Below are 25,978 nucleotides of genomic sequence, written 5' to 3'. Positions count from 1 at the left end.
CAAAAGGGGAAAGTTATGAAAGCACGCCTACTGGGAGGCATCGCCGCATTGGTTGTCGCAATCATAGGCACTGTCCTTCTCTTCAACTACGTGCAAGGGGCCGATCGCCGGGCTCTTGCCAACACAGAAACGGACGACGTCCTAGTGGTAAAGCAGGAGGTGGCGGCTGGCACTCCGGCCAGCCAACTCGGCCAGTACCTCATCACGAAGACTGTTCCGCGGACAGCGGTGGCCGAAGGCGTTGTTGACGACCTGGGATCTCTTGGCTCGAAAGTAACGGCCGTTGCCCTGCAGCCTGGAGAACAACTGCTCAACAGCCGCATGGTGGACGCAAACGCGTTCCTGGGACCCGCCCGGGTGGAGGTTCCCGAAGGACTACAGGAAATCACAGTTCGCCTCAGCATCGACCGGGTCGTTGGCGGCAAGATACAAGCCGGCGACACAGTGGGGGTCTTCATTTCGCTCGGCGACGCTGGCGGAGCTGAAGCGGAGGGTGGCAGCGGGACTCAGCTGACTTTCCACAAAGTCCTTGTGACGGCGGTCCAGTTCAGCTCAGGCCAGGCAGCGCAGACCCAGGGGGAGGCGACGCAAGCCAGCTCGCAGGGCGCCCTCAATGCAGACAGCCAGGCTAAGCAGACTTCAAGCGACTCCTACCTGATCACATTCGCCAGGAACGCCGTTGATGCTGAAAAACTGGTGTACGCCGCGGAATTCGGGAAGATCTACCTCTCGAAAGAGCCGGCGAGCGCCACCGAGGGCACCAGCGGAGTCGTCAACCAGACAAAGGTATTCCGATGAGCCGCTTCATTTTGATCTCACCCTCCGTAGATTATGAACGCAAAGTTCGGGCTTCCGTAGCCCCCTTGAGTGGATCGCTTCAGTACTTCCAGGCGGCTTACCTGCCCGAATCCCCGGAGGACATCCTTCGGCAGCAAGCCGGCGAACCGCCCGAGGTCCTGATCCTTGGCCCCGGGCTGCCCCAGGATGAGGCACTGAAGTTCGCAGCCATCTTGGACCTGCAGTACCCCGAAATTAGCATTGTTTTGGCTGCGGACGACGACGGCGAGCTGGCACTGAACGCCATGCGTTCCGGCATCCGGGATCTCCTTCCGCCCTCGGCCGACATGGACCAGGTGAGGGCGTTGGTGGAACGCGCAAGCCTTGCTGCGGCTGGTCGTCGACGCGGACTGAGTCCCAACACGGCGGAACGTCCCACTACCGAGGGAGGCCGGGTTATCGCCGTCATGTCGCCCAAGGGTGGCGTTGGCAAAACAACGATCGCCAGCAACCTTGCCATCGGTCTGGGACAAATCGCTCCCATGAGCGTCGTTGTGGTGGATCTGGATCTCCAGTTCGGTGACATCGGCAGTGGTCTCATGTTGGAGCCCGACTTCACTATTACGGACGCAGTTGTTGGCGCGGCGAGCCAAGATGCCATGGTCCTCAAGACTTACCTGACGCTGCACGCCGGCAACATCTACGTCCTCTGTGCCCCCCGCAACCCCATTGATATGGACAGGATTAGCGGCGAACACATCAGTCACCTCTTGCGCCAGCTCCGCGCCGAATTCCAGTACGTAGTGGTGGATACGGCTCCAGGGCTTGGTGAACACGTCCTCGCAACCCTGGAACAAGCAACAGATGCTGTTTGGGTTTGCGGCATGGACATTCCGAGCATTCGGGGTTTGCGAACGGGGTTCCAGATTCTTTCGGAGCTTGACCTGCTCCCAGATCACCGACACGTGATCCTCAACATGGCCGATCGCAAGACCGGCCTCACGGTTCAGGACGTAGAAGCGACAATCGGTGCTCCGGTAGACATAGTCCTTCCCCGTTCCAGGAATGTCCCCTTCTCCACTAACAAAGGCGTTCCCCTACTGCAGGACGGGAGTAGGGACCCGGCAGCGAAAGGCCTCAGGCAGCTGGTGGAGCGCTTCAAACCGAACTGGGAGGCTCCACGCAAGAAGCTGCACAGAAGGGCGGTAGTCCAGTGACTCTCTCACATCGATTCGCGAAGTTGCGCGGCGACGAAGTCGGCGGCCTTGAGGTGCCGGCCTCTTCCCCATCACAGCCACAGCCAGCTACACTCGGCGCCATCCAGCAGGCGCAGGCGACGCAGCAGGCTCAGGCCCCCGCTGTGATGGAGGTGACCACCGGAAACGCCAGCGAAGCCTTGTCGGGTTTGAAAGAGCGTGCCAGCCAAGCACTGTACGAACGGCTGGGATCGCGAATCACCGACTCCTCCTTGGACGAAACAGAGCTTCACCAGTTCGTCAAAGACGAACTGAAAGCCGTCGTCGATGAAGAGCAGGTCCCCCTGTCACAGGGCGAGCGCCAGCGGCTAACCCGGGAAATCATCGACGATGTCTTGGGCCATGGGCCGATGCAGCGTTATCTGGACGACCCTACAGTCACGGAAATCATGGTCAATCGGGCTGACCAAATCTATGTGGAGCGTAACGGCCACTTGTTCCTCACGGATACCAAGTTCAGTTCCGAAGAGGCGCTGCGGCGAGTGATCGAACGCATCGTGACGCGCATCGGCCGGCGGATCGACGAGTCGTCGCCGCTCGTGGACGCCCGCCTGCCAGATGGTTCACGCGTGAACGCCATCATTCCGCCCCTGGCCGTCAATGGCGCGTCCCTCACCATCCGAAAATTTGGCAGGGAGGCGCTGACTGTTCAAAAGCTGATCAGCTTTGGCAGCTTGTCCCCTGAGATGGCAGAGCTCTTGCAGGCATGCGTCCTCGCCAAGATGAACATCATCGTGTCAGGCGGTACGGGTACCGGAAAGACGACGATGCTGAACGTTCTCTCATCCTTCATTCCGGCCACGGACCGCATCGTCACCATTGAGGACGCGGTTGAACTGCAACTCCAACAGGACCACGTCGTCAGGTTGGAGAGCCGGCCGGCAAACATCGAAGGCAAGGGCGAAGTTTCCATCCGTGATTTGGTGCGCAACTCTCTTCGCATGAGGCCAGACCGGATCGTTGTTGGTGAAGTCCGCGGTGGTGAGTCTTTGGACATGCTCCAGGCAATGAATACGGGCCACGATGGCTCGATCTCAACCGTCCACGCGAACTCCCCCAGGGATGCAGTGGCCCGGTTGGAGACCTTGGTCCTCATGGCGGGTATGGACCTTCCGCTTCGAGCCATCCGGGAGCAGATCGCATCAGCCGTAAACCTCATCGTGCATATTTCGCGGCTTCGTGACGGATCCCGGCGGGTAACGCACATCACGGAGGTCCAGGGAATGGAGGGAGACATCGTCACGCTTCAGGACGCCTTTGTCTTCGACTACTCGGCCGGCATAGATGCCAACGGACGTTTCCTGGGGAAGCCGATTCCCACGGGGGTGCGGCCACGCTTCACGGACCGTTTTGAGGAGCTCGGCATTAAGATCTCTCCCGCTGTATTCGGCGCTCAAGCGGTCAGGGGACGGTGATGGAAGCTCCCGAAGCCCCAATGCTGATGTTCTTAGTGGGCGTGCTGATGATCCTTACTGCGATGACAGTTCTGTTCGTCGTCGTCCTCAAGCCCGGAAACGCGATCCCCCTCTCGCGGCGTCGGCCGGACGTCGTCTCCGCCAGCTCAAGGCTGACCGTCCTAACCGATTCGGCGGTGGGGGCAATTAACAAGCAGCTGAAGGGAAAAAACGACTTCCTGGTAAGCCGGGAGAAACTCGAGCGGGCAGGCCTCAAAACCCAACCCGCCGACTTCCTGCTCATGATGGGTGCAGGCACGGTCGCTGGCAGCGTCTTCGGATTCCTTTTGGGTGGGCTGTTCTTCGCGATTCTGATGATCGCAGTCGTACCTGCCGGCATGATGGCTTACCTTTCCGTATTGACCTCGCGCCGCAAGAGCAAGTTCGACGAGCAACTCCCCGACACACTGCAAATGCTGACGGGGAGCATGCGGGCAGGGCACAGCCTCATGCGGGCAATTGATGCTTCGGCTCGGGAGACGGATGCTCCAATGTCCGAGGAGCTTAGCCGAATCGTCAACGAAACCAGGATCGGGCGGGACCTTCGGGAGTCCATGATCGACGTCTCCGCACGTACGGGCAGTGAGGACTTTGCATGGATCTCCCAGGCCATCGAGATACATCGGGAAGTGGGCGGTGACCTTGCTGAAGTGCTTGACCACGTGGGTGAGACCATCCGGGATCGGAATCAGATCAGACGCCAGGTCAAAGCCCTCAGCGCAGAAGGAAAGATGTCGGCGGCGGTTCTCATGGGACTCCCGGTGGTGCTTTTCTTCGCTCTGATCCTGATCAACGCGCAGTACGCCAAGACGTTCACTAGCACGGTCCCAGGATTCCTCATGCTTGGCGCCGCAGCTGTGATGCTTACAGCCGGCGGCCTCTGGCTCAGCCGCTTGATCAAACCGAAGTACTAGGAGGGTCGACATGTCACCCATGGCGCTTGGGGCAATTCTGGCCATAATTCTGCCCATCACGTACCTGGTATGGTCCGTCGCGGCAACTGACAGGGTTGCCTTGCGAAACATCCAAGCCAATCTTGGTCAGCGCGCAAGGAATGCGGCGCCGCAGAACCTCGCGGCAGAGTTCGGCGCTATTGCACGCAAAGCCACGCCAGTAGGCTACGTTGCCTGGCTCGACAAGCAGCTGGCGGCCGTAGGCCGACCAAAAGATTGGCCGCTGGAGCGGCTACTGATTGTGAAGCCAACGCTGGCGCTCGGCGCCGGCGTCCTTGGGCTCCTCAACTTCCTCGCCTCACCGGCACCCGCACGCTTTGCAGTTCTTGTCGCGGCGCTGGCGTTCGGGTACTTCGCACCGGACCTACTGGTACGCACCAATGCTGAGAAGCGGAGGGCGAAAATTCGCCAGGAGCTGCCGAATACCCTGGACCAGATGCTGATCTCGGTGCAGGCGGGCCTGGGATTCGAGGCTGCGATGGCCCGCACCGCCCAAAATGGCAGCGGACCGCTGGCGGATGAGATGACCCGCACTTTGCAGGATATGCAGGTGGGACGTTCCCGCAAGGAGGCCTACCTGGCAATGTCTGATCGCGTCGACGTACCCGACCTTCGTTCCTTCATTCGGGCCATTGTCCAAGCCGATGCGTACGGCATTGCCATCGCAAAGGTATTGAAGGTTCAGGCCCACGAGATGAGGCTTAAGCGCCGGCAACGGGCCGAGGAACACGCGATGAAGATTCCAGTGAAGATCCTCTTTCCTCTTATCTTCTTTATTTTTCCGACCCTCTTCATCATCCTGCTGGGGCCGGCCGTCATGAACATCGTCGCCGCCTTTTCCTAGGAGGAATTATGAATCGTCTGACTGTGATCGTGCTCCGGGTGGCCGCGTGGTTCACCCGCCTGAGCGACCAGGAACGCGGCGCCACCGCGACGGAGTACAGCATCCTCACTGGGTTCATAGCAATGGTGATTGTCGCCGGTGTGGGTCTGTTCGGGACCTCACTCAACTTGTTTTTCGGCTTCCTCACCACTGGCGTGAAGACTGCTCTCGGTATCCCATAGTCTTCCCGCCGCAGCGCCGCCAGGCGCCCCACATACCGGACCCCCTCGGCACCCAGAACCGAGGGGGTCCGCTTGTGTGTTCACGGACTTGAGAAATCCAGCGTTAGCGCAGCAAGGACCCAGCAAAAACGCAGGAGAAATACACCGTGTAAAGCCTTTGCGCAGGATGCTTCAAGATCCGGGATTAGTGGCAGATCTGCTTGCTAACTTCGTTTCAGTGCTGGTGCAGGGCCAGCCATCCCCGTCTCGCTCAGGAGTACAAATGCTTTCTCTCATCGCTACCCTTCAGACCCTCGGTTTCAACCTCAAGAACCGACTCAACGAAGAAAAGGGTGCCACCGCCGTTGAATACGGCATCATGGTCGGCCTCATCGCAGTCGTCATCATCGTTGCTGTCAGCACCCTGGGCGGCACCCTCGACGGCTTCTTCGACTCCGTCAACAATGAGCTCGCCCCTGCCGCCCCGGTTGTAGGCGGCTAAATCTTTCGACCCCGGTTCCGGCCCCCCATATCGGAACCGCACCGCCTCAAAGAAGCAGGCACAGAACACGAGTCATCCTAGAGGAGGTGCAGCAGGTGTCACACGATTCGGAACGCGGTGCAGCCGCCGTCGAATTCGCGATCCTGCTGCCCCTCCTCTTGATGCTTGTCCTGGGCACCATCGAATTCGGCCGCGCCTACAACGCCCAGATCACCCTCACCAACGCAGCCCGCGACGGCGTCCGGGTCATGGCCATTGGCAACGATCCGGCTGGAGCCAAGACCGCCGCCCAGAACGCGGCAGCATCCGTCAGCAGCACCATCCCCACCTCGGACATCACGCTCAGCACCAGCGCGTGCAGCACGGGCGCCCAGGTGACCCTCACCATCAAGTACAAACTCTCCACCATCACCGGCATTGCCGGCCCCTTCCCGATGACCGGCAAAGGGGTCATGCTGTGCGGCGGCTGACCCAGGACAAAGCGAACGAAAATGGCGCCATCAGCGTCATCGTCGCCATCCTCATGGTGACCCTCCTCGGCTTCGTGGCCATCGCCGTGGACGTCGGGGTGATCTACTCGGAGCGTGCACAGCTCCAGAATGGGGCCGACGCCTCCGCTATTGCCCTGGCGCAGAAGTGCGCACGGAATGCAGCGGATCCGGTGTGTTCCACGACGTCCACCCTCGCCACCAGCCTGGCCAACCAGAACGCGCTGGACGGCATGAGCAAAGTGCACACCATCGAGCTCGACACAACCGCACGGAAAGTCAGCGTCACCACCTCCGCCAAGGAACCAGGCGGCACTGACAACTCCGTCTCCCTCTTCTTCGCGGACGTCCTCGGCGTTCCCACCAAAGAAGTGGGTGCCCGGGCATCGGCCATCTGGGGAAGCCCCAAGGCCGGCCGCACCGCTTTCCCCCTGGCATTCTCCATCTGCCAGGTCAAGGACAACATCGGCGGCAGCCTCCAGCTCCTCCAGGAACACGGAAAGAACGCCAACGCCGACTGCAACTACGGCCCGTCCGGGGCGGCAGTGCAGGGCGGCTTCGGCTGGCTGGTCCAGGACGCCGGAAAGTGCGGCGGCACCATCGACCTCGCCGTCAGCGAGGGCGGCAGCGACCCCGGCAACAATGCGCCGGGCAACTGCGCTACCGAACTCAACCGCTGGGCCAGTGACATCACCGCCGGCCGGGACGTCATCGTGCTCCTACCGGTGTTCAACAAGGTCACCGGGACCGGCGCCGGCGCCATCTACGGGCTTGTCTCCTTCGCCGCTTTCAAAGTCACCGGCTGGAAATTCAGCGGCGGCACCGGCCTACCGTACGAATTCCGAAGTGAAAGATCCACGACGACGGGCGTCACCACCGCCACCGAATGTAAAGGTGAGTGCCGCGGCGTCATCGGCAGCTTCGTCAAGTACGTCTCCCTCGCCGACGGCTACACCCTAGGACCCGTGGACGAATACGGCGCCACCATCGCCCGCCCCACCCTCTAGCCACCACCCCAAATATTCAGGAGCTGAAAGTGAAGTCTCGCCTGCTCGCCGGAACGGCCGCGGTTGCCCTGGCGCTCGTGGGAGCCCTCCTCATCATCTTCTACGCGAACGGCGCCGACCAGCGCGCCCTCGCCTCCACCGAACCCGTGGACGTCCTGGTGGTCAAGACCGCCATTCCGGCAGGCACCCCGGTCAACGACATGGCCGCTTCCCTGGTCATCGAGAAGGTCCCGGCAGCAGGAAAATCCGACAGCGCCCTCAGCACCCTGGACGGAAAAGCCAACACCGTCAGCGCAGTGGACCTCGTCCCAGGCGAACAGCTCCTGGACGAGCGGCTCGTTGCCCCGGCCGACCTCAAAGAACAGGGCGCTGTTGAGGTCCCCGCCGGACTTCAGGAAGTCTCCTTCCAGCTGGAGCCGCAGCGGGTCGTCGGCGGACGGATCAACGTCGGAGACCATGTAGGCATCTCGTTGAACTTCGACAACGGCGCCTACAAAGCCAGAGCGGAGGACGCCACCACGCAGCTCACCCTCCGCAAAGTCCTCGTCACCGGTGTCCAAGGGGCGGCGAGCGCCGAGACTGCCGAAGGCGAAGAGAACACAGCCCTCCCCGAAGGCTCCCTCATGCTGACCGTGGCCGTCAGCGACGTCGACGCCGCCAAGATCATCTTCACGTCAATCAACGGCAGCCTCTGGCTCACCAAGGAACCCCTGGACGCCCAGGACAACGGACCCCGGATCGAACGCAAGGAAGTGGTATACAAGTGAGCCGGTTCGTCCTCCTCTCCCCCAGCGGCGAGTTCGACCAGAAGCTGCGCGCCGCCGTCGCCCATGGCCTCCGCGGCTCCGTCCAGACCATCGCCTCGGACATCCTCCCCGCGGGCCCCGCCGAACTGTTCGCGCTCCTCAACCAGGAGCAGCCCGAAGTCCTGATCATCGGCCCGGATGTCCCCTACGAGGAGGCCCTGCGGTTCGCCAAGGTCTTCGACGTCCAGCTCCCCGGCCTCAGCCTGGTGCTGGTCAGCGACATCGACCCGTCGTTCCTGGTCCACGCCATGCGCGCCGGCATCAGGGACATCCTCAGCCCGCAGGCGGACGCCGCCGAGATCCGTGTGCTGCTGGAGCGCGCCTGCCAGTCGTTCGCCACCCGGCACCGGAGCCCCGAAACACAGGCGGCGGACAACGGCGGCAAGGGCCTGGTCATCGGCGTCTTCTCGCCCAAGGGCGGCGTCGGCAAAACCACACTCGCCACGAACATCGCCATCGGCCTGGGCCAGATCGCCCCCATGAGCGTGGTCATCGTGGACCTGGACCTGCAGTTCGGCGACGTCGCCTCCGGCCTCTACCTCAACCCCGAACACACGGTCACGGACGCCGTCACCCCCGCCGCAGCCCAGGACTCCCTGGTCCTCAAGGCCTTCCTCACGGTGCACCCCGCCGGGATCTACGCCCTGTGCGCGCCGCCGAACCCGGTGGACGCGGACCACATCACGCCGGAGCAGGTCACCCGACTGCTGGAACAGCTTGCCCAGGAATTCCAGTACGTCGTCCTGGACACGGCCCCCGGCATGCCCGAAATCGGCCTCGCCGCCATGGAACAGTGCACCGACGTCGTGTGGGTCAGCGCCATGGACATCCCCAGCCTCCGCGGCCTGCGTTCGGGCCTCGAGGTGCTCCGCCAGCTGGAGATCATGCCCGAATCCCGGCACGTGGTCCTGAACATGGCCGACGCCAAGGCCGGCCTCAACGTCCGGGATGTCGAGTCCACCATCGGCGCCCCGGTGGACGTCAGCGTTCCCCGGTCCCGCGCCGTGGCCCTGTCCACCAACCGTGGCATCCCCGTCCTCCAGGAATCCAAAAAGGACCCCGCCGTCAAAAGTCTCCGCCAGCTGGTGGAGCGCTTTAACCCGGCGTGGCGTACCCAGACCCAGCGGAAGCTGCACCGAAGGGTGGTCATCTGATGAAACTCTCCGAACGGATCAGCGCGGTCCAGGACCGCAACCAGTCCGCCGGCAGCAGCGTTGCCGTGCTCGAGCCCCCGCGTCCCGCGGCTGCCCCGGCCAGAACCCGGGAGGGCGAGCCGCGGCACCTGCCCGCCGCTCCCGCCGTCGTGGTTCCAACGTCCGACGCCGGTGCCTCCCCTGTGCCTTCAGTTCCCTCAGTGCCCAAGGCACAGTCCGTGGATGTGTTCGCCGCCATGAAGCACCGGGCGGCTACCGCGCTTTTTGAGCGGATGGGCGCGCGCTTCAACGACGCAACGGCCACAGAGCACGAGCTGCGGAGCACGGCCAAGGAGGAACTGAGCCGGATCATCGACGCCGAACAGGTTCCGCTGACGCCCGAGGAACGCACCCGGCTTGTCCAGGATATTTCGGACGACGTCCTGGGCTTCGGGCCCCTCCAACGCCTGCTGGACGATCCCGCCGTCACCGAGATCATGGTCAACCGGATGGACCAGATCTACGTTGAACGCAAGGGCAAGCTGACCCTGACGGAGTCCCGCTTCAGCTCGGAGGACCACCTGCGCAAGGTCATCGAGCGGATCGTCTCCAAGGTGGGCCGCCGCATCGACGAGTCCTCCCCGCTGGTGGACGCCCGCCTCGAGGACGGCTCACGCGTCAACGCGGTCATCCCTCCGCTGGCCGTGGGCGGCTCCTCACTGACCATCCGTAAATTCAGCAAGGTCCCCCTCACTGTCCGCAACCTGATCGACTTCGGCACCCTCACCCCCGAGATGGCCGAGTTGCTCAACGCCTGCGTCAAGGCCAAGCTCAACATCATCGTTTCGGGCGGTACCGGCACCGGCAAGACCACCCTCCTGAACGTCCTGTCCTCCTTCCTGCCCGCGGACGAACGGATCGTGACCATCGAGGACGCCGTGGAACTGCAGATCCAGCAGCAGCACGTGGTCCGGCTCGAAAGCCGCCCGCCGAACACCGAGGGCAAGGGCGAAGTGACCATCCGCGAACTGCTGCGGAACTCGCTGCGCATGCGCCCGGACCGGATTGTGGTGGGCGAGGTCCGCGGCGGGGAATCGCTGGACATGCTCCAGGCCATGAACACCGGCCACGACGGCTCCCTCTCAACGGTCCACTCCAACTCGCCCCGGGACGCGGTGGCCAGGCTCGAAACCCTGGTGCTGATGGCCGGCATGGACCTGCCGCTGCGCGCCATCCGCGAACAGATCGCCTCCGCCGTCAACCTCATCGTCCAGATCTCCCGGCTCCGTGACGGCTCCCGTCGCATCACCCACGTCACCGAAGTCCAGGGCATGGAAGGGGACATCGTCACCCTCCAGGACGCCTTCGTCTTCGACTACTCCGCCGGAGTGGACGCCCACGGCCGCTTCCTCGGCAAGCCCGTGGCCACCGGCATCCGGCCCCGGTTCATCGACCGGTTCGAGGACCTGGGCATCCACGTCTCCCCCGGCGTCTTCGCCGGACCCCAGGCGGCGGCGGGCCAGAACCACGGCGGACGGTGACGGACGCCATGATCCTTGCTGCCGGAACCGCCGTCCTCCTCACAGCCGTGGCCCTGTTCGGCGCCGCGGTGCTGCTGCCAAGCGCGCCGGACGTGCCGCTGGACCGCCGTCGTCCCTTTGATCCCGAACCTCCCTCTTCCCTGACGCGTTTGGCGCTCTCCGCCGTCCGGTCCTTCGAGCGGCTCCTCGCCGGCCGGAACATCCCCCTCTTTGCACGGCCCGAGCTTGAAAACGCCGGGCTCCGGCTCAGCCAGGCCGAGTTCTTCCTGCTGGTGGGAATCGGCGCAGGCGTAGGGATGCTGGTGGGCACCGTCGCCGTGGGACCCCTGGTGGGGCTCCTCCTGGCACTGCTGGCACCGATGGCCGGCAAACTCGTCCTGGGATTCCTTGCCGGAAAAAGGCGGGCCACCTTCGACGGCCAGCTGGGCGACACCCTCCAGCTGCTGTCCGGCGGCCTCCGCGCCGGGCACAGCATCCTGCGCGCCATCGATGCTGCGGCGGCAGAATCACAGAAGCCAACGTCGGAGGAAATGCGGCGCGTGATCACGGAGACCAGCCTGGGCAGGGACCTGCTGGCCGCCCTCAACGACACCGCGGACCGGATGAAGAACGAGGATTTCGTCTGGATCTCCCAGGCCATCCAGATCAACCGCGAGGTGGGCGGCAACCTGGCCGACGTCCTGGACCAGGTTAACGAAACCATCCGGGAGCGCGCCGAAATCAAGGGCCACATCAAAGCCCTGGCGGCCGAGGGCAAGTTCTCCGCCTACATCCTCATCGCCATGCCGTTCGGCATTGTGGCCATGCTGCTTGCTGTGAGCCCGAACTACATGAACTCCATGTTCACCCATCCCCTGGGCTGGGCCATGATCGGGGCTTCGTTTGTGCTCATGACCATCGGTGCGCTGTGGATGCGCAAGATCATCGACCTGAAGTTCTGAGGACGCCATGAACCTGACAGTTCTCCTCTCCATCCTGCTGGTCTGCGTCCCCCTGGCCGGGCTGGCATGGTCCGTCCTGACGGTGGACAAGCAGGGCCGCCTGGCAGCCACCGAGCTCCTGGCCCGCGGCGCCGCGCCGGTCACGGTCGCAGCCACCGGCAAACCCGGAATGCTTGAAGGCGTCGGCCGGCTCCTCACTCCCCCCGCGTATGTCGCCTTCCTTGACCGGCTGCTTGCCCTCGCCGGCCGGCCGGCCTCGATGCCGCTGGGCAAGGTCCTCGGCTCCAAGCTGGCGATAGGCCTGGCGGGCATCACGGTGGGCATCTACCTGACGGCTATCGGGAGCACACCGCTGATGAAGCTCTGCGGCCTCTTTGTCCTGTTCCTGGGCTACTTCATCCCGGACCTCCTGCTCTACAGCAAGGGGCAGGAACGCCAGAAGGTCATGCAGCTGGAACTGGCCAACACCCTGGACCAGATGCTGATTTCCGTGGAAGCGGGACTCGGCTTCGAAGGCGCCATGGCCCGTGCAGGGGAAAACGGCAAGGGGCCGCTGGCTGAAGAACTGGTCCGGACCCTGCAGGACATGCAGGTGGGCCGCAGCCGGCGTGAGTCCTATACCGCCCTGGCCGAACGGACCAGCATTCCGGAGCTGCGCAGCTTTGTGCAGGCCGTGGTCCAGGCGGACACCTACGGCATTGCCATCAGCCGGGTGCTGCGGGTGCAGGCCAAGGTGATGCGGGTAAAGCGGCGCCAGCGGGCCGAGGAGAAGGCGATGAAACTCCCGGTGATGATCCTGTTTCCGCTGCTTTTCTTCATATTCCCGGTTCTCTTTATCGCCATTCTTGGACCGGCCGTCATTAATACCGTGGTGACTTTCAGCGGACAGTAAAGCCAACGCAGTCCCGGCTGAAAGATCGCTCAAGGTTTCCACAGGATCCCCCGAAATAGGACAACGGAAGAATTTCAGGAAGTAGCCTTGAACAATGCACAGTCAAGATCCCGGCACCAGCCGCGAGGCCGCCGCTGCGGGCTCCCTGCAGCCAGGGATCTCTTCAGCCGCCGGGACTGCACGGCCACAGGAAGCGGCCGGTCTCTTGCCGCTCGTTGACGCAGCCGTCCTTGAAGAGCTGGAGGACGAGCTGGCCGGCTCCGGCCTCGCCCAGCGGTTCGCCCGCGACTACGCCGCCATGTGGGACCAGCGCTACGCCCGGCTGGCTGCGGCGGTGGACGGACAGGACAGAGCCTCCGCCCTGGACGCCGTCATCAGCCTCAAGATCACGTCCGCCATGGTGGGCGGCCTGCGGCTGGCGAAACTCGCGGAACTGCTGGAGTCCGTGATCCGCCTGGGCGACTTCGGCCAGGGCCGGGCGCTCATGGAACGCGTGGCCCAGGACGGCGGGCAGACGGTCACCGAACTCCAGGCCACCTACATCCTGGAAAACGACTGACCCCGCCTAGTCCTCGAACGGCCTGCTGGGGGCCAGCCGGTAGCCCACGCCGCGGACCGTCTGGAGCCAGCGCGGGGACAGCTGGTCCTCCTTGAGCTTGCGCCGCAGGTTGCCCACATGGACTTCGACGGCGCGCTCGTCCGCTTCGCTGATGTACGTGTCATGCTCGTAGAACTCGCCGCGCACAGCCCGCACCAGGTCAGCCCGGGTGCACACCGCCCCGCCGCCCCTTAGCAGCACGTGGAGCAGGTCGAATTCGCTGCGGGTCAGCCCGAGCGGTTCGCCTTTGATCTCCACTGTCCGGGTGCGGTGGTTCAGAGTCAGGCCGTTATGCTGCAGGACGGCCGAATCGTGGCTGCCCGGCGCTGCGGCCGCCGTGGCAGGCGCTCCCCATGCCGGCGCGGGCCTCTGGCCGTTGATCTCATGCCTCGGCCGCCGCATCATGGCGGCCACCCGCGCCCGCAGCTCCCTGGGCCGGAAGGGTTTGGCGATGTAGTCGTCAGCTCCGGCGTTAAGCGCAGACAAGAGGTCCGGCTCCTCTGTCCGGCCGGTCAGCATCACCACGTAGGCGTTGCTGAAGTGGCGGATCCGCCGCAACACTTCAAACCCGTCAATGTCCGGAAGCCCGATATCCAGCGTGACGACATTGGCCTGCTTGCTGCGGACCACTTCCACGCCGGCACGTCCGTCCACCGCTGTATGCACTTCGAATCCTGCCTGGGTCAGCACTCCCTCAAGGAGGTTGCGTACGTCGGCATCGTCTTCAATTACTACAGCCACACCAAGTTCATCCATTGATATCCCTGTGCCAGGCGGACATGGCCCCCCATCAGCCCAGCGCCAATGCCATACCCGCTCCAACCATTTATACGCTACTAGTAAGCCCAGCTGATCACATCCTTTTCAGCAGTCAATCTGGAAAGTCAATTACTATGACAAGACATGTGGATTATGCGACGAAAGGACGTGCCAAAGAGTGGCCAGCAGGAATTCGAGCGCACGCGCGGACCGGCTGACCGGTCCAGGCCGCGGGACCCGAATCCAACCAGTGGCTGAGCACCTGTTCCAGCGCGGATCTGCCCGCTTCTTCCGTGGCCTCGGACCAAGGGCGCAGGTGGCCCTGTGCCAACTGCCGCTGACGTTGATCGTGGCGGCGCTGGCCGTGGCCACTCCCTTCGCCTGGCCAACCCTGCTGCACAGCCCCGTCTACCTGTCCGGCATCCTCCTTCACGGCGCCCTGTTCCTCGGCTGCCTCCTGGTGCCCTGGGAGCGCCTGGCCCACCGGCCCTACCTGCTGGTCCCGATCCTGGATTTCCTGGCCATCGGGCTGCTCCGGAACGGAGCCGCTCCCCTGCTCCCGGGACTGGCAGTCCTGGCGGTCTTCCCGGTGATCTGGCTCTCGGCCTCGGGCATGCTGGCCCGGAGCAGCCTGGTCCTGAGTTTCTTCGGCACCATGCTCATCATGGTCCCGTCACTGGCCGGCCGTTTCCCCGCTCTGACCGCCTCAGACATCACCACCGTGATCCTCTTCCCCCTCATGATGCTGTCCGTCTCCCTCGCCATCCGCTTCGCCAGCGTGCACCTTCGGCTCCAGCAGCAGGAACTGGCGCAGAAGGACAGGGAACTGCGGACGCTGCTGCACGAAAGCCGGGAGCGGGAAAAGCTTCTCCAGACGGTCCTGGACGCCACAGACGTGGGCATTGCCGCCGTCGACCGTTCCGGGCAGCTGCTGGTATCCAACAACCGGCAGCGGCATTTCCGCCAGGCAACGGGCGCGGACGACGCCCTGCCGGGACAGGGCCACCAACTGATCTTCGGGCAGGACCGGCGCACCCTGCTGCCGCCCGGGAAACGCCCGATCAGCCGGGCCATCGCCGGGGAGTCCTTCGCGGACTACCTGGTCTGGGCCGGAGAGGGAGCGGACCAGCGCGCCGTGTCCACGGCCGCCAGGCCCCTGGTGGGCGAGGACGGCAGCTTCAACGGCGCGGTAGTGGTGTACACCGACGTCACCGGCTGGGTGGAGGCGCTGGCCGCCAACCAGGAGCTCGTCTCGAATGTGTCCCACGAGTTCAAGACGCCACTCAACTCCATCATCGGCAACATAGACCTCGTGCTGGACGACGACGGCGCCCTGCCGACGCAGGTGGCCCACCGCCTGCGGGTGGTCCAGCGGAACGCGGAACGGCTGCTGGCCCTCGTGGCGGACCTGACGGCGTCGGCGTCGACTGCCCTGAATGTGCATCCGAAAAGGACGGACCTCGCCAGCCTGGTGGAGACGAGCCTGGGGTCGGCGCAGGCGCAGGCAGAGCGGGCCCACATCCGGCTCAGCGCGGACGTGCCCTCGCCCCTGTGGGCCTACGCGGATCCGCTCCGGATAGGCCAGGCGCTGGACAACCTGGTGTCCAACGCCATCAAGTACTCCCCCGACGGCGGCACGGTGAGCATCAGCGCCCGCGCGGGCAAGGACTGGGTCCAGCTCAGCGTCAGCGATACCGGAATGGGAATGTCCCGGGAGGACAGCGCCAGGGTGTTCAAACGCTTCTTCCGCACGGAATCCGCCCAGCGCGCTTCAATCTCGGGGGCCGGGCTGGGACTTTCCATCACCAAGATGATCGTGGAGGGGCACGGCGGCACCATCAGCTGCGAGAGCGGCCAGGGAAAGGGCAGCACGTTCACGGTCACCCTGCCCGCGGACGGCCCTCCGCCGTCGTTCTAGTGTTCGCGCAGCGCCCTGGTCAGCTCTGCCCGGGCCAGCAATTCGTCGTCGGACGGGTAGGCGACCTCCTCCAGCACCAGCGGGTGCGGCGCGGCGAGGACCGACTTAGCGTCCCGCTTTTTCGCCAGGAGCCGCTCGTGCAGCCAGCAGGGTTCCTCGACGCCCTCCCCCACGTACAGCGCAGACCCGATCAGGGCCCGGACCATGTTGTGGCAGAACGCGTCGGCCTGCACCGTGGCAACAATGACGCCGTCCTCCCCCCGCGCAAACTCAAAACGCTGCAGCTCACGGATGGTGGTGGCGCCCTCCCGGGGCTTGCAGAAGGACAGGAAGTTCTGGAGCCCCAGCAGCTTGGACGCGCCCTCGTTGAGCAGCACAACGTCCAGCGGGTTCTTGTGCCAAAGGGTGAAGTAGCGTTCCAGCGGATCCCACAGGGCGGGCCCGTCCGCAATGCGGTAGCTGTACCGGCGCCAGAGGGCGGAGAAGCGGGCGTCAAAGCCCGCGGGCGCCAGCGAAATCCGGTGCACCTCAACGGCGCCTGTCAGGTCGCCGAGGATCCGGCTCAAGGCACCCCGGACACGGCGCAGCATGGCGACGGCGGGATCGAGTTCGTGCCCCCGCGGCAGTCCCTGCCACTCGGCTTCCGTCAGGTCCAGGTGGACCACCTGCCCGCGGGCGTGAACGCCGGCGTCCGTGCGCCCGGCCACGGTCACGCGGACAGGGCGCCGGACCAGCAGGTGCAGGGCTTCCTCCAGGACGCCCTGGACGGTCCTCCGGCCCGGCTGCAGCGCCCACCCGCTGAAGGGGCCGCCGTCGTACGACACATCAAGCCGGACACGCAAAAACCCGCCGCCCCCCAATACGGGGGCCGCGGGTTTTTGGTCGTTCATAGACCCAAGTCTATGCGAAGAACATCAGCGAATTACTTCGCGTCCTTTTCCTCGGCTGCGGGAGCCTCGGGTGCTTCCTCGGCGGCCGGAGCCTCTTCGGTTGCAGCTTCTTCAGCGGCAGGTGCCTCAGCAGCTTCTTCAGCGGCGGGAGCCTCAGCGGCCTCAGCCTCGGGAGCCTCTTCTGCAACGGGAGCAGCAGCGGCTTCCTTCTTGTCGGCGTCGCGCTTCGCAGCGGAAGTAGCCTCGGCTACAACGGCCTGCTTGGCGGAAACCGGCTCAAGAACCAGCTCGATGACAGCCATGGGAGCGCTGTCGCCCTTGCGGTTGCCGATCTTGGTGATGCGGGTGTAGCCGCCGTCGCGGTTCTCCACTGCCTGGGCGATGTCGGTGAACAGCTCGTGGACGACGCCCTTGTTGCTGATCAGGCCGAGGACCCGGCGGCGGGAAGCGAGGTCGCCACGCTTGGCGAAGGTGACCAGGCGCTCTGCGTACGGCTTCAGGCGCTTGGCCTTGGTCACCGTGGTGGTGATCCGCTTGTGCTCGAACAGGGATGCTGCCAGGTTCGCGAGCATGAGGCGCTCGTGAGCCGGGCCGCCTCCGAGGCGCGGACCCTTAGTGGGGGTAGGCATAATTGTTTCTCCTCAAATGGAAGCCGTGGGCTGTGCACACCATGGTGCCTGCCCGCCGGCCAAGGTCTGGTTTAGAGTTCGTCGTCGCCGAAGGCGGCGTCGTCCTCTTCGATTGCTGCGGCGCGTGCTGCGAGGTCAAAACCGGGAGGCGAGTCCTTGAGGGACAGGCCCAGTTCAACCAGCTTTGCCTTGACCTCGTCAATGGACTTGGCACCGAAGTTGCGGATGTCCATCAGGTCAGCCTCGGAGCGGGCAACGAGTTCACCCACGGTGTGGATGCCCTCACGCTTGAGGCAGTTGTAGGAACGGACGGTGAGGTCCAGATCCTCGATCGGCAGTGCCATGTCGGCTGCCAGGGCAGCGTCGGTGGGCGACGGGCCGATCTCGATACCTTCAGCTGCGGTGTTCAGCTCACGGGCCAGACCGAACAGTTCCACCAGGGTGGTGCCTGCGGAAGCGACGGCATCGCGCGGGGCGATGGCCTGCTTGGTCTCGACGTCGACAATCAGCTTGTCGAAGTCGGTGCGCTGCTCAACACGGGTTGCTTCCACGCGGAAAGTAACCTTCAGCACCGGCGAGTAGATGGAGTCGACCGGGATACGGCCGATCTCTGCGTCGCCGGACTTGTTCTGAGCTGCCGAAACGTAGCCGCGGCCGCGCTCGATGGTCAGTTCGAGTTCGAACTTGCCCTTCGAGTTCAGCGTGGCGATGTGCAGATCCGGGTTGTGGAATTCGACGCCGGCCGGCGGAGCGATGTCCGCGGCGGTGACGACTCCGGGTCCCTGCTTGCGCAGGTACGCAACAACCGGCTCATCGTGCTCGGAGGAAACCGAGAGGCTCTTGATGTTCAGGATGATCTCAGTGACATCTTCCTTGACACCCGGAACCGTGGTGAACTCGTGCAGCACGCCATCGATCCGGATGCTGGTTACAGCAGCACCGGGGATGGAGGAGAGCAGGGTACGGCGGAGGGAGTTTCCGAGGGTGTAGCCGAAGCCCGGTTCCAGCGGTTCAATGATGAAACGCGAACGGTTTTCGGAGACTACCTCTTCGGAGAGGGTGGGGCGCTGTGCAATGAGCACTTAGGTTTCCTTTCGGCGAGCATCCGCTATATGACGCAACACAGGTGGTGGAAATTCGGTCTGAAGACTTAACGCGCTGGGCTTGCCCGGACCATCAGCGGTCCGGGCAAGCTCATGCGGCGTCGGAAGCCTTAGACGCGGCGGCGCTTCGGCGGGCGGCAGCCGTTGTGCGCAGCGGGGGTGACGTCCTGGATGGAGCCAACCTCGAGGCCTGCGGCCTGCAGCGAACGGATCGCGGTCTCGCGTCCGGAACCCGGTCCCTTGACGAAAACGTCAACCTTGCGCATGCCGTGCTCCTGGGCACGCTTGGCAGCAGCTTCGGCAGCCATCTGGGCTGCGAACGGGGTGGACTTACGCGAGCCCTTGAAGCCAACCTCACCTGAGGAAGCCCAAGAGATAACAGCGCCGCTCGGATCCGTGATGGAAACGATGGTGTTGTTGAACGTGCTCTTGATGTGCGCCTGGCCAAGCGCGATATTCTTCTTGTCCTTCTTACGCGGCTTGCGAACCGCGCCACGAGTCTTCGGGGGCATTATTTCTCCTACAGAAAGTTATTGGGGAAAAGTCCGTTAATCCCGAGCGGGATTTTAACGGGCCTTCTTCTTGCCGGCGACGGTGCGCTTCGGGCCCTTGCGGGTACGGGCGTTGGTCTTCGTACGCTGTCCGCGTACGGGCAGGCCCTTGCGGTGGCGCAGGCCTTCGTAGCTGCCGATTTCAACCTTGCGGCGGATATCTGCTGCTACTTCGCGGCGAAGGTCACCCTCAACCTTGTAGTTGCCTTCAATGTAGTCACGCAGCTCAACCAGCTGTGCATCAGTCAGGTCCTTGACGCGAACGTCGGCGCTGATGCCAGTGGCAGCCAGGGTTTCGTGTGCACGGGTCTTGCCCACGCCGTAGATGTAAGTAAGCGCAATTTCCAGCCGCTTTTCGCGGGGAATGTCTACGCCAGCGAGACGAGCCATAGTGGCAGTACTCCTTGAATAAACCGGAGGTCGTAGGCAGTACACCCGCACGTTCCGTGCGGCCCCAGCCTCCGACCGGGGGTTAGCTGTCCGGACTCTTTCGAGCTAAATGTTCCAGATCAGCTTGTGCTGCCTTTATTTACTTGCGTGGGTTAGCAACCCAGGATTTCCCGATGAAGGGAATTAGCCCTGGCGCTGCTTGTGGCGCGGGTTCTCGCAGATCACCATGACCCGGCCATTACGGCGGATCACTTTGCACTTTTCGCAGATCTGCTTGACGCTCGGCTTGACCTTCATGGCATTCCTTTGCGTGTAACAGTTGGTCAACTGGAGCGGCAGCCAGCTCGCACTGGAGCCGCCCAGCAATTTACTTGTAGCGGTAGACGATACGACCACGGGTGAGGTCGTACGGGCTCAGCTCCACCACTACGCGGTCCTCAGGGAGGATTCGGATGTAGTGCTGACGCATCTTTCCAGAGATGTGTGCCAGAACGATGTGCTTGTTGGTGAGCTCAACGCGAAACATCGCGTTAGGCAGCGCCTCGGTCACAACGCCTTCGATCTCAATGACCCCGTCCTTCTTGGCCATACCCTCCGCTAACTGTTGTTGCCGCAGCCCCGCCGGATTGCACCGGACATGGCCACGAACGTTTTGGTTGGATCGATTGCCGGTTCCAGACCCAAAAGGGCGTGGCAGTCCAGACAACCAACAAGCAACACTACTCTGTATCGCTGAAAAAGTTAAATCGGCAATGGTAACCTACCGGGCGCCAAACACACCATAATCACCGGCCGGAGTGCTGACGGCTTCCGCGCTGGCCACGCCGTCAAGGATGGCCGAACGTACGACGTCGGCTGCCGCACTCTGGAGGGTAATAAGGCTGACCTGCCGGGCGGCTTCGTCCGAGCGGTCGAGTGCCACGGCTCCGGTTGCAAGGCAAAATACGGTGTCCCCGTCAGCCAGGGTGTGGCTGGGATTCAGGGCCCTCGCAATACCAGCATGTGATGCAGCTGCAGTCCGCTTGCACTCGGCCACATCAAGGACAGCATTGGTAGCCACCACAACAAGGGTGGTATTGAGGGGTGGCGGGGCCGCACCCCCTGAAGGGGAATCGGGAACCCGGAAGCGCGCGTCTAAGGTGGGCCCACGCGAGCCGGGTTCCCTGGCCGAGCTTGCGAGGTTAGGGGGCTCGTGGGGCGGAACGACCGAGCGCGCGGAGGGTTCGCGATTTCCCGGCGGAGTCAATGGCAGTCCGAGAGCATTGACGACTGCGATCGCCCCTACCACCACGCCGTTCTCCAGCGTCACAGAGGCAGTCCCGACGCCGCCCTTGTACGTGCGGGCCATGACGGCGCCGGTGCCGGCACCCACGTTGCCGCGTCCGACGTCGTGCCCTTCCGTTTGCGCCGCAGCGGCGGCGGTTGCCGCGTACCCCATGTCCGCCGTCGGACGTGCCGAGAAGTCCCCGCCCCTGCCGAGGTCGAAGATTGCGGCTGCCGGCACGATAGGAACCACTCCCCCGGGCACGGCGAACCCGCGGCCGTTCTCCTCGCACCAGCGCTGGGCACCGGCGGCGGAGGCAAGGCCGTAGGCGCTGCCCCCGGTGAGGACAACGGCGTCCACGGCGCTCACGAGCGTGGTGGGATCCAAGGCATCTGTTTCATGGGTGGCAGGTCCGCCGCCCTGGACATCCACGGACCCGCAGGTCCCCGGTGGCGGCAGGACAACCGTGACGCCAGTCAGCCAGCCGTCACCGGACTTCTGCTGGTGCCCCACCCGGACTCCCGGCACGTCAGTGATTGCTCCCATGGCACCCATTCTGCCCTTTTGACCAGCAAACGGATGAATACGGGCGGGTCCCTGCCTTTCAAACAAACTTTGTGCAAGACTGCAGGCAACACAGCGTTAACGGGCAACGAAGCCTCGGATAACAGTCCTTTGGCGAGGACACTTGCGGCTTTCTGCCTACTGACCATGTGGTGAAGTAATGGCTAGACTCCCCCGACCACGGCCGGCCACGAGCAGGCACGAATCCCGTGAGAGACCGCATGACCCGTCAACTCGCACCCCATCCGTCCACCAAGCCCACGAAGCCCGGACCGGCCGCCGCCCCAAAACGCCGGCGCTGGACGCAGAGAACCCGGCGGGACTTCTTCGTGTTCCTTGCCCTCGCTCTGCCCAACCTGGTGCTGATCGCCGTCTTCACGTACCGGCCACTGGTCAGCAACATCTACTACTCCACGCTGGACTGGACCCTGGGGTCACCGTCAGCCACGGTGGTGGGCATCAACAACTACGTCACCTTCTTCACCAGCGACGACGCCTCCAAGGTACTGGGCACCACGGCGATCTTCACGGTGGTCACCGTGGGTGGATCCATGATTTTGGGACTGCTCATCGCCCTGGCGCTGAATGCGAAAGTCCGGGGAACCACGTTCGCCCGCTCGGCGGTGTTCGCCCCCTACGTCCTGTCCGGCGTCGGCGTGGGCCTGGTGTGGCTCTTCATCTTCGATCCCGGCTACGGCGTCCTGGCCTGGCTGCTCCGGGGCTTCGGCCAGCAGAGCCCGCAGTGGATCAACGACCCCCAGCTTTCCCTGGTCATGGTCATCCTGGTGTACGTCTGGAAAAACCTGGGGTACTGCGCAGTGGTGTACCTGGCAGGGCTCCAGTCCCTGCCGCAGGATGTCATGGAGGCAGCCTCCCTTGACGGCGCCAACGGATTCCGGCGGTTCATCACCATGTCCCTGCCGCTCCTGTCCCCCACCACGTTCTTCCTGCTGATCACCAGCTTGCTCAGTTCACTGCAGGCCTTTGACCTGATCAGGATCATGACGCCGCTGGGAACCGGCACCAGCACCCTGATCTACGAGGCCTACCTCCAGGCCTTCGGCGCCTTCAACCGGGCCGGCTATTCCGCGGCCATCTCGGTGATCCTGTTCGCGATCCTCCTGGTGATCACCGTGTTCCAACTGCGGTTTGTGGAACGGAAGGTGCACTACTCGTGAGCTCCCTGTCACCGGTCAACCCGGACCCCACGGCCCCGCCCACGCAGGCCCCGGACCCCGTGATCCCGCGGGACCGTCCATTCTCCCGGCGGAACCTGGTGCAGGCCGTCCTGGGCGGGTACGTCCCCCTGATCCTGGCAACCCTGGTGGTGTTCCTGCCGCTGCTGTGGATGGTGCTCAGCTCGTTCAAGCAGCCCGGTGAAATCATCACCATGGATCTGGAGATCCTGCCGGAAGGCCTCAACCTGCAGAACTACCAGATCGCCATGACAACCGTGCCCTTCGGCCAGTTCTTCCTTAACAGCGCCATCGTCACGGCCGCGGGCGCCAGCGTCAAGGTGGTCCTTGCCATCCTTACGGCCTATGCCCTGGTGTTCGTCCGGTTCCCGTTCAAGAACGTCATTTTCATGCTCATCCTGGTGGCTCTGATGGTGCCGCCCCAGGTGTCCATCCTGCCCAACTACATCCTGATTTCGGGGATGGGCGGGAAAAACACCCTGTGGGGCATCATCCTCCCGGGCCTCGGAACGGCCTTCGGCACCTTCCTCCTGCGGCAGCACTTCCTCACCCTGCCCAACTCCATCCTCGAGTCCGCGGAAATCGATGGCGCAGGCCACTGGCGACGGCTGTGGCGCATCGTGGTTCCCATCTCCGTTCCCTCTATCGCCACGGTGGCGCTGGTGACCATCGTCAGCGAGTGGAACGAGTACATCTGGCCGCTGATCATCACGGACCGTCCCGACACCATGACCCTGCCGGTGGGCCTGACGCTGCTCCAGAATTCCGAGAGCAACGCCTCCGGTTGGGGCATCCTCATGGCCGGCGCCGTCCTGGTGATCGTCCCCATCCTGATCGTCTTCGCAGCCCTCCAGCGTTACATCGTCGCCGGGCTCACCCAGGGCAGCGTCACCGGGTAAGCCCGTGCCGCCGTCGTTCATCACAGAAGAAGCACCCAACTCCTCAATGTGGTATCCAACGAAAGGACCTGCAATGACACAGCACCTCGATCGGAGGCACTTCCTGGGACTCGCCGGGGTCACGGCGTCGGCCGCTGCCCTGGCAGCCTGCGGCGGCCCGTCAACGAGCGGCACCCCCGTGGCGAGCGAAGCGGCGGAACTCGACTTCAGTGGAGTGAAGCCGGCCGCGAAAATCGACTTCTGGTCCAACCACCCCGGCAAGTCGCAGGACGTCGAAAAGGCCATTATCGAAAAGTTCCACGCCAAGTTCCCGGACATCCGGGTCAACCTGGTGACGGCCGGCGCGAACTACGAGGAAATCGCGCAGAAGTTCCAGACCTCGCAGGCGGCCAAATCAGGCCTCCCGGGCGTTGTGGTCCTCTCCGATGTGTGGTGGTTCCGCTACTTCACCAACGGCAGCATCATCCCGGTGGACGCCCTCGTGAAGCAGCTGGACATCAAGCTGGACGATTTCCGGAAGTCACTCGTGGACGACTACAAGTACAACGACAAGCAATGGGCCCTGCCCTACGGGCGCTCAACTCCCCTGTTCTACTACAACAAGGACCACTTCCAGGCCGCCGGGTTGCCGGACCGGGCACCCAAGACCTGGCAGGAGTTTGGCGAATGGGCGCCCAAGCTGAAGGCCAGCTCAGGCGCGCAGTACGCCTATATCTACCCGGCGTTGGCGGGCTACGCGGGCTGGACCCTGCAAAACAACCTGTGGGGCTGGGGCGGCTCCTGGTCCAAGGAGTGGGAGATCACCTGCGATTCGCCCGAATCCATTGAGGCGCTGCAGTGGGCCCAGGACTCGATCTACAAGAACGGCTGGGCCGGCGTCTCCTCCAAGGAAGCTGCCGACGACTTCTCCGCCGGGCTGACCTCGTCCACGATCTCCTCCACCGGGTCCCTCCTGGGCGTGCTGAAGTCCGCACCGTTCAACGTGGGTGTGGGCTTCCTGCCCGGCGGACCGAAGGCCGAGACCAACGTCTGCCCCACCGGCGGCGCCGGCCTGGGCATCCCCAGCGGCATCACCAAGGAGGAGCAGCTGGCGGCCGGCACGTTCCTGAAGTTCATGACCGAGCCGGAAAACAGCGCAGCCTTCTCGGCTGCCACCGGCTACATGCCCACCCGCGAGTCGGCGGACATGAAAGCGGTCCTGGCCCAGACCCCACAGATCCAGACCGCCGTGGACCAGCTGGCCGTGACGCGGGTCCAGGACAATGCCCGGGTGTTCCTCCCGGGCGCCGACCAGGAACTGGCCAAGGCCGCCGCGGCCATCCTCACCCAGCAGGCGGACGTGAAGTCCACCATGACCAGCCTGAAGAAAACGCTGGAGGGCATCTACGAAAAGGACGTCAAGCCGAAGCTCGGCTGAGTGTCTCCTTAAGGAAGAAGCGCCGGCTGCCGTTGTGGGGATGACAACGGCAGCCGGCGCTTCTGCGTGGGCTGGCAGTCCACGGACTGGAGGTCCGTGGGCCCGGGGCTACGGGACGGGTACGGGCGTCACGCCCAGCGGCACCAGGTGCTCCGCGCCGCCGTCGGGCGCTGACAGCACCCAGATGCCCTTCTCGTGGACCGCAACGGAGTGCTCCCACTGGCAGGACCGCTTGCCGTCGGTGGTGACCACGGTCCAGTCGTCTTCCAGGACCGCGGTTTCGATGCCCCCGCGGACCAGCATGGGCTCGATCGCCAAGCACAGTCCCGGCTTGATCTTGGGGCCGCGGTGGGTGGTGCGGTAGTTCAGCACGTCGGGGGCCATATGCATTTCGGAACCGATGCCGTGGCCCACATAGTCCTCGAGGATCCCGAGCGGTTTGCCGGGAACGGACGAGACGTAGTCGTCGATTGCAGCCCCGATGTCGCCCACGTGCTTTCCGGTGGCCAGCGCGGCAATGCCGTGCCACATCGCCGCGCGCGTCACGTCCGAGAGGCGCTGGTCCTCCGGGTCGGCCGTGCCTACGATGACGGTCCTCGCTGAATCGGAGTGCCAGCCGTCCACGATCGCGCCGCCGTCAATCGAGATGATGTCCCCGTCGTTGAGGACCCGGCTGCCCGGGATGCCGTGGACCACTTCCTCGTTGACCGAGGTGCAGATGGTGGCCGGAAAGCCGTGGTAGCCAAGGAAGTTGGACTTTGCGCCCGCTTCGTTCAGGACAGCGGCGAAGACGTCGTCGAGGTGCTTGGTGGTGGCTCCGGGCACTGCGGCGGCGACGGCTGCGTCCAGTGCACGGCTCAGGACCAGTCCTGCCTCGTGCATGGTGCGCATCTGGGCGTTGGTCTTGTATTCGATACGGGGCTGGCCAAAGGCCATGGTGTTTCCTTTCAAATGGCTGAGGCTCCTCCCGTCTACCGGGAGGAGCCTCGGAAAAGCTGTGCCTGGG

29 protein-coding genes are annotated in these 25,978 nt (G+C 64.0%); 19 read left to right on the top strand and 10 right to left on the bottom strand.

Annotation, left to right across the window (positions count from 1 at the left end):
- Positions 1-15: 15 nt before the first annotated feature.
- The 15 genes from NFU08_RS08475 to NFU08_RS08405 all read left to right on the top strand — a co-directional run bounded on the left by NFU08_RS08475 (position 16) and on the right by NFU08_RS08405 (position 13,353).
- Positions 16-798, top strand: coding sequence for a Flp pilus assembly protein CpaB (locus NFU08_RS08475; RefSeq protein ID WP_174176666.1), 783 nt, complete (start codon positions 16-18; stop codon positions 796-798).
- Complete coding sequence (locus NFU08_RS08470; RefSeq protein ID WP_174176669.1) at positions 795-1,994, top strand: AAA family ATPase; 1,200 nt, start codon at positions 795-797, stop codon at positions 1,992-1,994. Before NFU08_RS08475 ends, NFU08_RS08470 begins: the two co-directional genes overlap by 4 nt.
- The gene (locus tag NFU08_RS08465) at positions 1,991-3,448 is read left to right on the top strand and encodes a CpaF family protein (RefSeq protein WP_251422195.1); all 1,458 of its coding nucleotides are present in this window, start codon (positions 1,991-1,993) and stop codon (positions 3,446-3,448) included. Before NFU08_RS08470 ends, NFU08_RS08465 begins: the two co-directional genes overlap by 4 nt.
- Complete coding sequence (locus tag NFU08_RS08460; protein WP_251422192.1) at positions 3,448-4,401, top strand: type II secretion system F family protein; 954 nt, start codon at positions 3,448-3,450, stop codon at positions 4,399-4,401. The genes NFU08_RS08465 and NFU08_RS08460 overlap by 1 nt, the downstream gene beginning before the upstream one ends.
- Before the next feature lie 10 nt (positions 4,402-4,411).
- The gene (locus NFU08_RS08455; protein ID WP_174176683.1) at positions 4,412-5,284 is read left to right on the top strand and encodes a type II secretion system F family protein; all 873 of its coding nucleotides are present in this window, start codon (positions 4,412-4,414) and stop codon (positions 5,282-5,284) included.
- Positions 5,285-5,292: 8 nt separating this feature from the next.
- Positions 5,293-5,505: a Flp family type IVb pilin gene (locus tag NFU08_RS08450; RefSeq protein ID WP_174176685.1), complete on the top strand. Its 213-nt coding sequence runs from the start codon at positions 5,293-5,295 to the stop codon at positions 5,503-5,505.
- A gap of 262 nt (positions 5,506-5,767) precedes the next feature.
- Complete coding sequence (locus NFU08_RS08445) at positions 5,768-5,986, top strand: Flp family type IVb pilin (RefSeq protein WP_174176687.1); 219 nt, start codon at positions 5,768-5,770, stop codon at positions 5,984-5,986.
- 95 nt (positions 5,987-6,081) lie between these two features.
- Entirely contained in the window at positions 6,082-6,456 is a 375-nt protein-coding gene (locus tag NFU08_RS08440; protein WP_251422189.1) for a TadE/TadG family type IV pilus assembly protein, read from the top strand.
- Positions 6,444-7,481 carry a TadE/TadG family type IV pilus assembly protein gene (locus NFU08_RS08435; protein ID WP_251422186.1) on the top strand — a complete coding sequence of 346 codons (1,038 nt, stop codon included), beginning with the start codon at positions 6,444-6,446 and terminating at the stop codon, positions 7,479-7,481. Before NFU08_RS08440 ends, NFU08_RS08435 begins: the two co-directional genes overlap by 13 nt.
- A gap of 29 nt (positions 7,482-7,510) precedes the next feature.
- The gene (locus NFU08_RS08430; RefSeq protein WP_251422183.1) at positions 7,511-8,248 is read left to right on the top strand and encodes a Flp pilus assembly protein CpaB; all 738 of its coding nucleotides are present in this window, start codon (positions 7,511-7,513) and stop codon (positions 8,246-8,248) included.
- Entirely contained in the window at positions 8,245-9,441 is a 1,197-nt protein-coding gene (locus tag NFU08_RS08425) for an AAA family ATPase (protein ID WP_251422180.1), read from the top strand. The genes NFU08_RS08430 and NFU08_RS08425 overlap by 4 nt, the downstream gene beginning before the upstream one ends.
- Positions 9,441-10,961: a CpaF family protein gene (locus tag NFU08_RS08420; RefSeq protein WP_251422177.1), complete on the top strand. Its 1,521-nt coding sequence runs from the start codon at positions 9,441-9,443 to the stop codon at positions 10,959-10,961. The genes NFU08_RS08425 and NFU08_RS08420 overlap by 1 nt, the downstream gene beginning before the upstream one ends.
- Positions 10,962-10,969: 8 nt before the next feature.
- Positions 10,970-11,902, top strand: coding sequence for a type II secretion system F family protein (locus tag NFU08_RS08415; protein ID WP_251422253.1), 933 nt, complete (start codon positions 10,970-10,972; stop codon positions 11,900-11,902).
- A gap of 7 nt (positions 11,903-11,909) precedes the next feature.
- Positions 11,910-12,794, top strand: a complete 885-nt coding sequence (locus NFU08_RS08410; protein WP_251422174.1) for a type II secretion system F family protein — start codon at positions 11,910-11,912, stop codon at positions 12,792-12,794.
- A gap of 94 nt (positions 12,795-12,888) precedes the next feature.
- Positions 12,889-13,353 carry an Hpt domain-containing protein gene (locus tag NFU08_RS08405; RefSeq protein ID WP_251422171.1) on the top strand — a complete coding sequence of 155 codons (465 nt, stop codon included), beginning with the start codon at positions 12,889-12,891 and terminating at the stop codon, positions 13,351-13,353.
- 6 nt (positions 13,354-13,359) lie between these two features.
- On the opposite strand, the gene NFU08_RS08400 is transcribed toward NFU08_RS08405, so the two are convergent.
- The gene (locus tag NFU08_RS08400) at positions 13,360-14,148 is read right to left on the bottom strand and encodes a response regulator transcription factor (RefSeq protein ID WP_251422167.1); all 789 of its coding nucleotides are present in this window, start codon (positions 14,146-14,148) and stop codon (positions 13,360-13,362) included.
- 253 nt (positions 14,149-14,401) lie between these two features.
- On the opposite strand from NFU08_RS08400, the gene NFU08_RS08395 reads away from it, so the two are divergent.
- Positions 14,402-16,069, top strand: a complete 1,668-nt coding sequence (locus NFU08_RS08395) for a cell wall metabolism sensor histidine kinase WalK (protein ID WP_251422164.1) — start codon at positions 14,402-14,404, stop codon at positions 16,067-16,069.
- Here NFU08_RS08395 and NFU08_RS08390 read toward each other — a convergent pair.
- The 8 genes from NFU08_RS08390 to NFU08_RS08355 form a co-directional block, all read right to left on the bottom strand.
- Positions 16,066-16,959, bottom strand: a complete 894-nt coding sequence (locus tag NFU08_RS08390) for a tRNA pseudouridine(38-40) synthase TruA (protein ID WP_251422161.1) — start codon at positions 16,957-16,959, stop codon at positions 16,066-16,068. The two genes, NFU08_RS08395 and NFU08_RS08390, sit on opposite strands and share 4 nt — an antisense overlap.
- Positions 16,960-16,991: 32 nt before the next feature.
- Positions 16,992-17,588 carry a 50S ribosomal protein L17 gene (rplQ, locus tag NFU08_RS08385; RefSeq protein WP_251422158.1) on the bottom strand — a complete coding sequence of 199 codons (597 nt, stop codon included), beginning with the start codon at positions 17,586-17,588 and terminating at the stop codon, positions 16,992-16,994.
- 71 nt (positions 17,589-17,659) lie between these two features.
- Positions 17,660-18,670 carry a DNA-directed RNA polymerase subunit alpha gene (locus tag NFU08_RS08380; protein WP_013601812.1) on the bottom strand — a complete coding sequence of 337 codons (1,011 nt, stop codon included), beginning with the start codon at positions 18,668-18,670 and terminating at the stop codon, positions 17,660-17,662.
- Positions 18,671-18,801: 131 nt separating this feature from the next.
- The gene (gene rpsK, locus NFU08_RS08375) at positions 18,802-19,203 is read right to left on the bottom strand and encodes a 30S ribosomal protein S11 (RefSeq protein WP_018760435.1); all 402 of its coding nucleotides are present in this window, start codon (positions 19,201-19,203) and stop codon (positions 18,802-18,804) included.
- Between the two features lie 54 nt (positions 19,204-19,257).
- The gene (gene rpsM, locus NFU08_RS08370) at positions 19,258-19,632 is read right to left on the bottom strand and encodes a 30S ribosomal protein S13 (RefSeq protein WP_003803743.1); all 375 of its coding nucleotides are present in this window, start codon (positions 19,630-19,632) and stop codon (positions 19,258-19,260) included.
- Between the two features lie 183 nt (positions 19,633-19,815).
- Positions 19,816-19,929, bottom strand: coding sequence for a 50S ribosomal protein L36 (gene rpmJ, locus NFU08_RS08365; protein WP_009358722.1), 114 nt, complete (start codon positions 19,927-19,929; stop codon positions 19,816-19,818).
- 70 nt (positions 19,930-19,999) lie between these two features.
- Positions 20,000-20,221 carry a translation initiation factor IF-1 gene (gene infA, locus NFU08_RS08360; protein WP_009358723.1) on the bottom strand — a complete coding sequence of 74 codons (222 nt, stop codon included), beginning with the start codon at positions 20,219-20,221 and terminating at the stop codon, positions 20,000-20,002.
- 171 nt (positions 20,222-20,392) lie between these two features.
- Positions 20,393-21,442, bottom strand: a complete 1,050-nt coding sequence (locus NFU08_RS08355) for a P1 family peptidase (protein ID WP_251422156.1) — start codon at positions 21,440-21,442, stop codon at positions 20,393-20,395.
- A 239-nt stretch (positions 21,443-21,681) separates the two neighbouring features.
- Here NFU08_RS08355 and NFU08_RS08350 point away from each other — a divergent pair, with 239 nt between their 5' ends.
- From NFU08_RS08350 to NFU08_RS08340, 3 genes are all read left to right on the top strand, one after another.
- The gene (locus NFU08_RS08350) at positions 21,682-22,638 is read left to right on the top strand and encodes a carbohydrate ABC transporter permease (RefSeq protein ID WP_251422152.1); all 957 of its coding nucleotides are present in this window, start codon (positions 21,682-21,684) and stop codon (positions 22,636-22,638) included.
- On the top strand, positions 22,635-23,555 hold the full coding sequence (locus tag NFU08_RS08345; RefSeq protein WP_174176720.1) for a carbohydrate ABC transporter permease: 921 nt from the start codon (positions 22,635-22,637) through the stop codon (positions 23,553-23,555). The genes NFU08_RS08350 and NFU08_RS08345 overlap by 4 nt, the downstream gene beginning before the upstream one ends.
- A 73-nt stretch (positions 23,556-23,628) precedes the next feature.
- Positions 23,629-24,972, top strand: a complete 1,344-nt coding sequence (locus tag NFU08_RS08340; protein ID WP_251422149.1) for an ABC transporter substrate-binding protein — start codon at positions 23,629-23,631, stop codon at positions 24,970-24,972.
- Positions 24,973-25,080: 108 nt separating this feature from the next.
- Here NFU08_RS08340 and map read toward each other — a convergent pair whose 3' ends face one another.
- Positions 25,081-25,908, bottom strand: a complete 828-nt coding sequence (gene map / locus NFU08_RS08335) for a type I methionyl aminopeptidase (protein ID WP_251422146.1) — start codon at positions 25,906-25,908, stop codon at positions 25,081-25,083.
- Between the last annotated feature and the right edge of the window lie 70 nt (positions 25,909-25,978).

It is taken from the genome of Pseudarthrobacter sp. NCCP-2145 (genome assembly GCF_023708005.1).
GTDB lineage: Bacteria > Actinomycetota > Actinomycetes > Actinomycetales > Micrococcaceae > Arthrobacter > Arthrobacter oxydans.
This window is presented reverse-complemented; position numbering and strand designations above follow the sequence as displayed.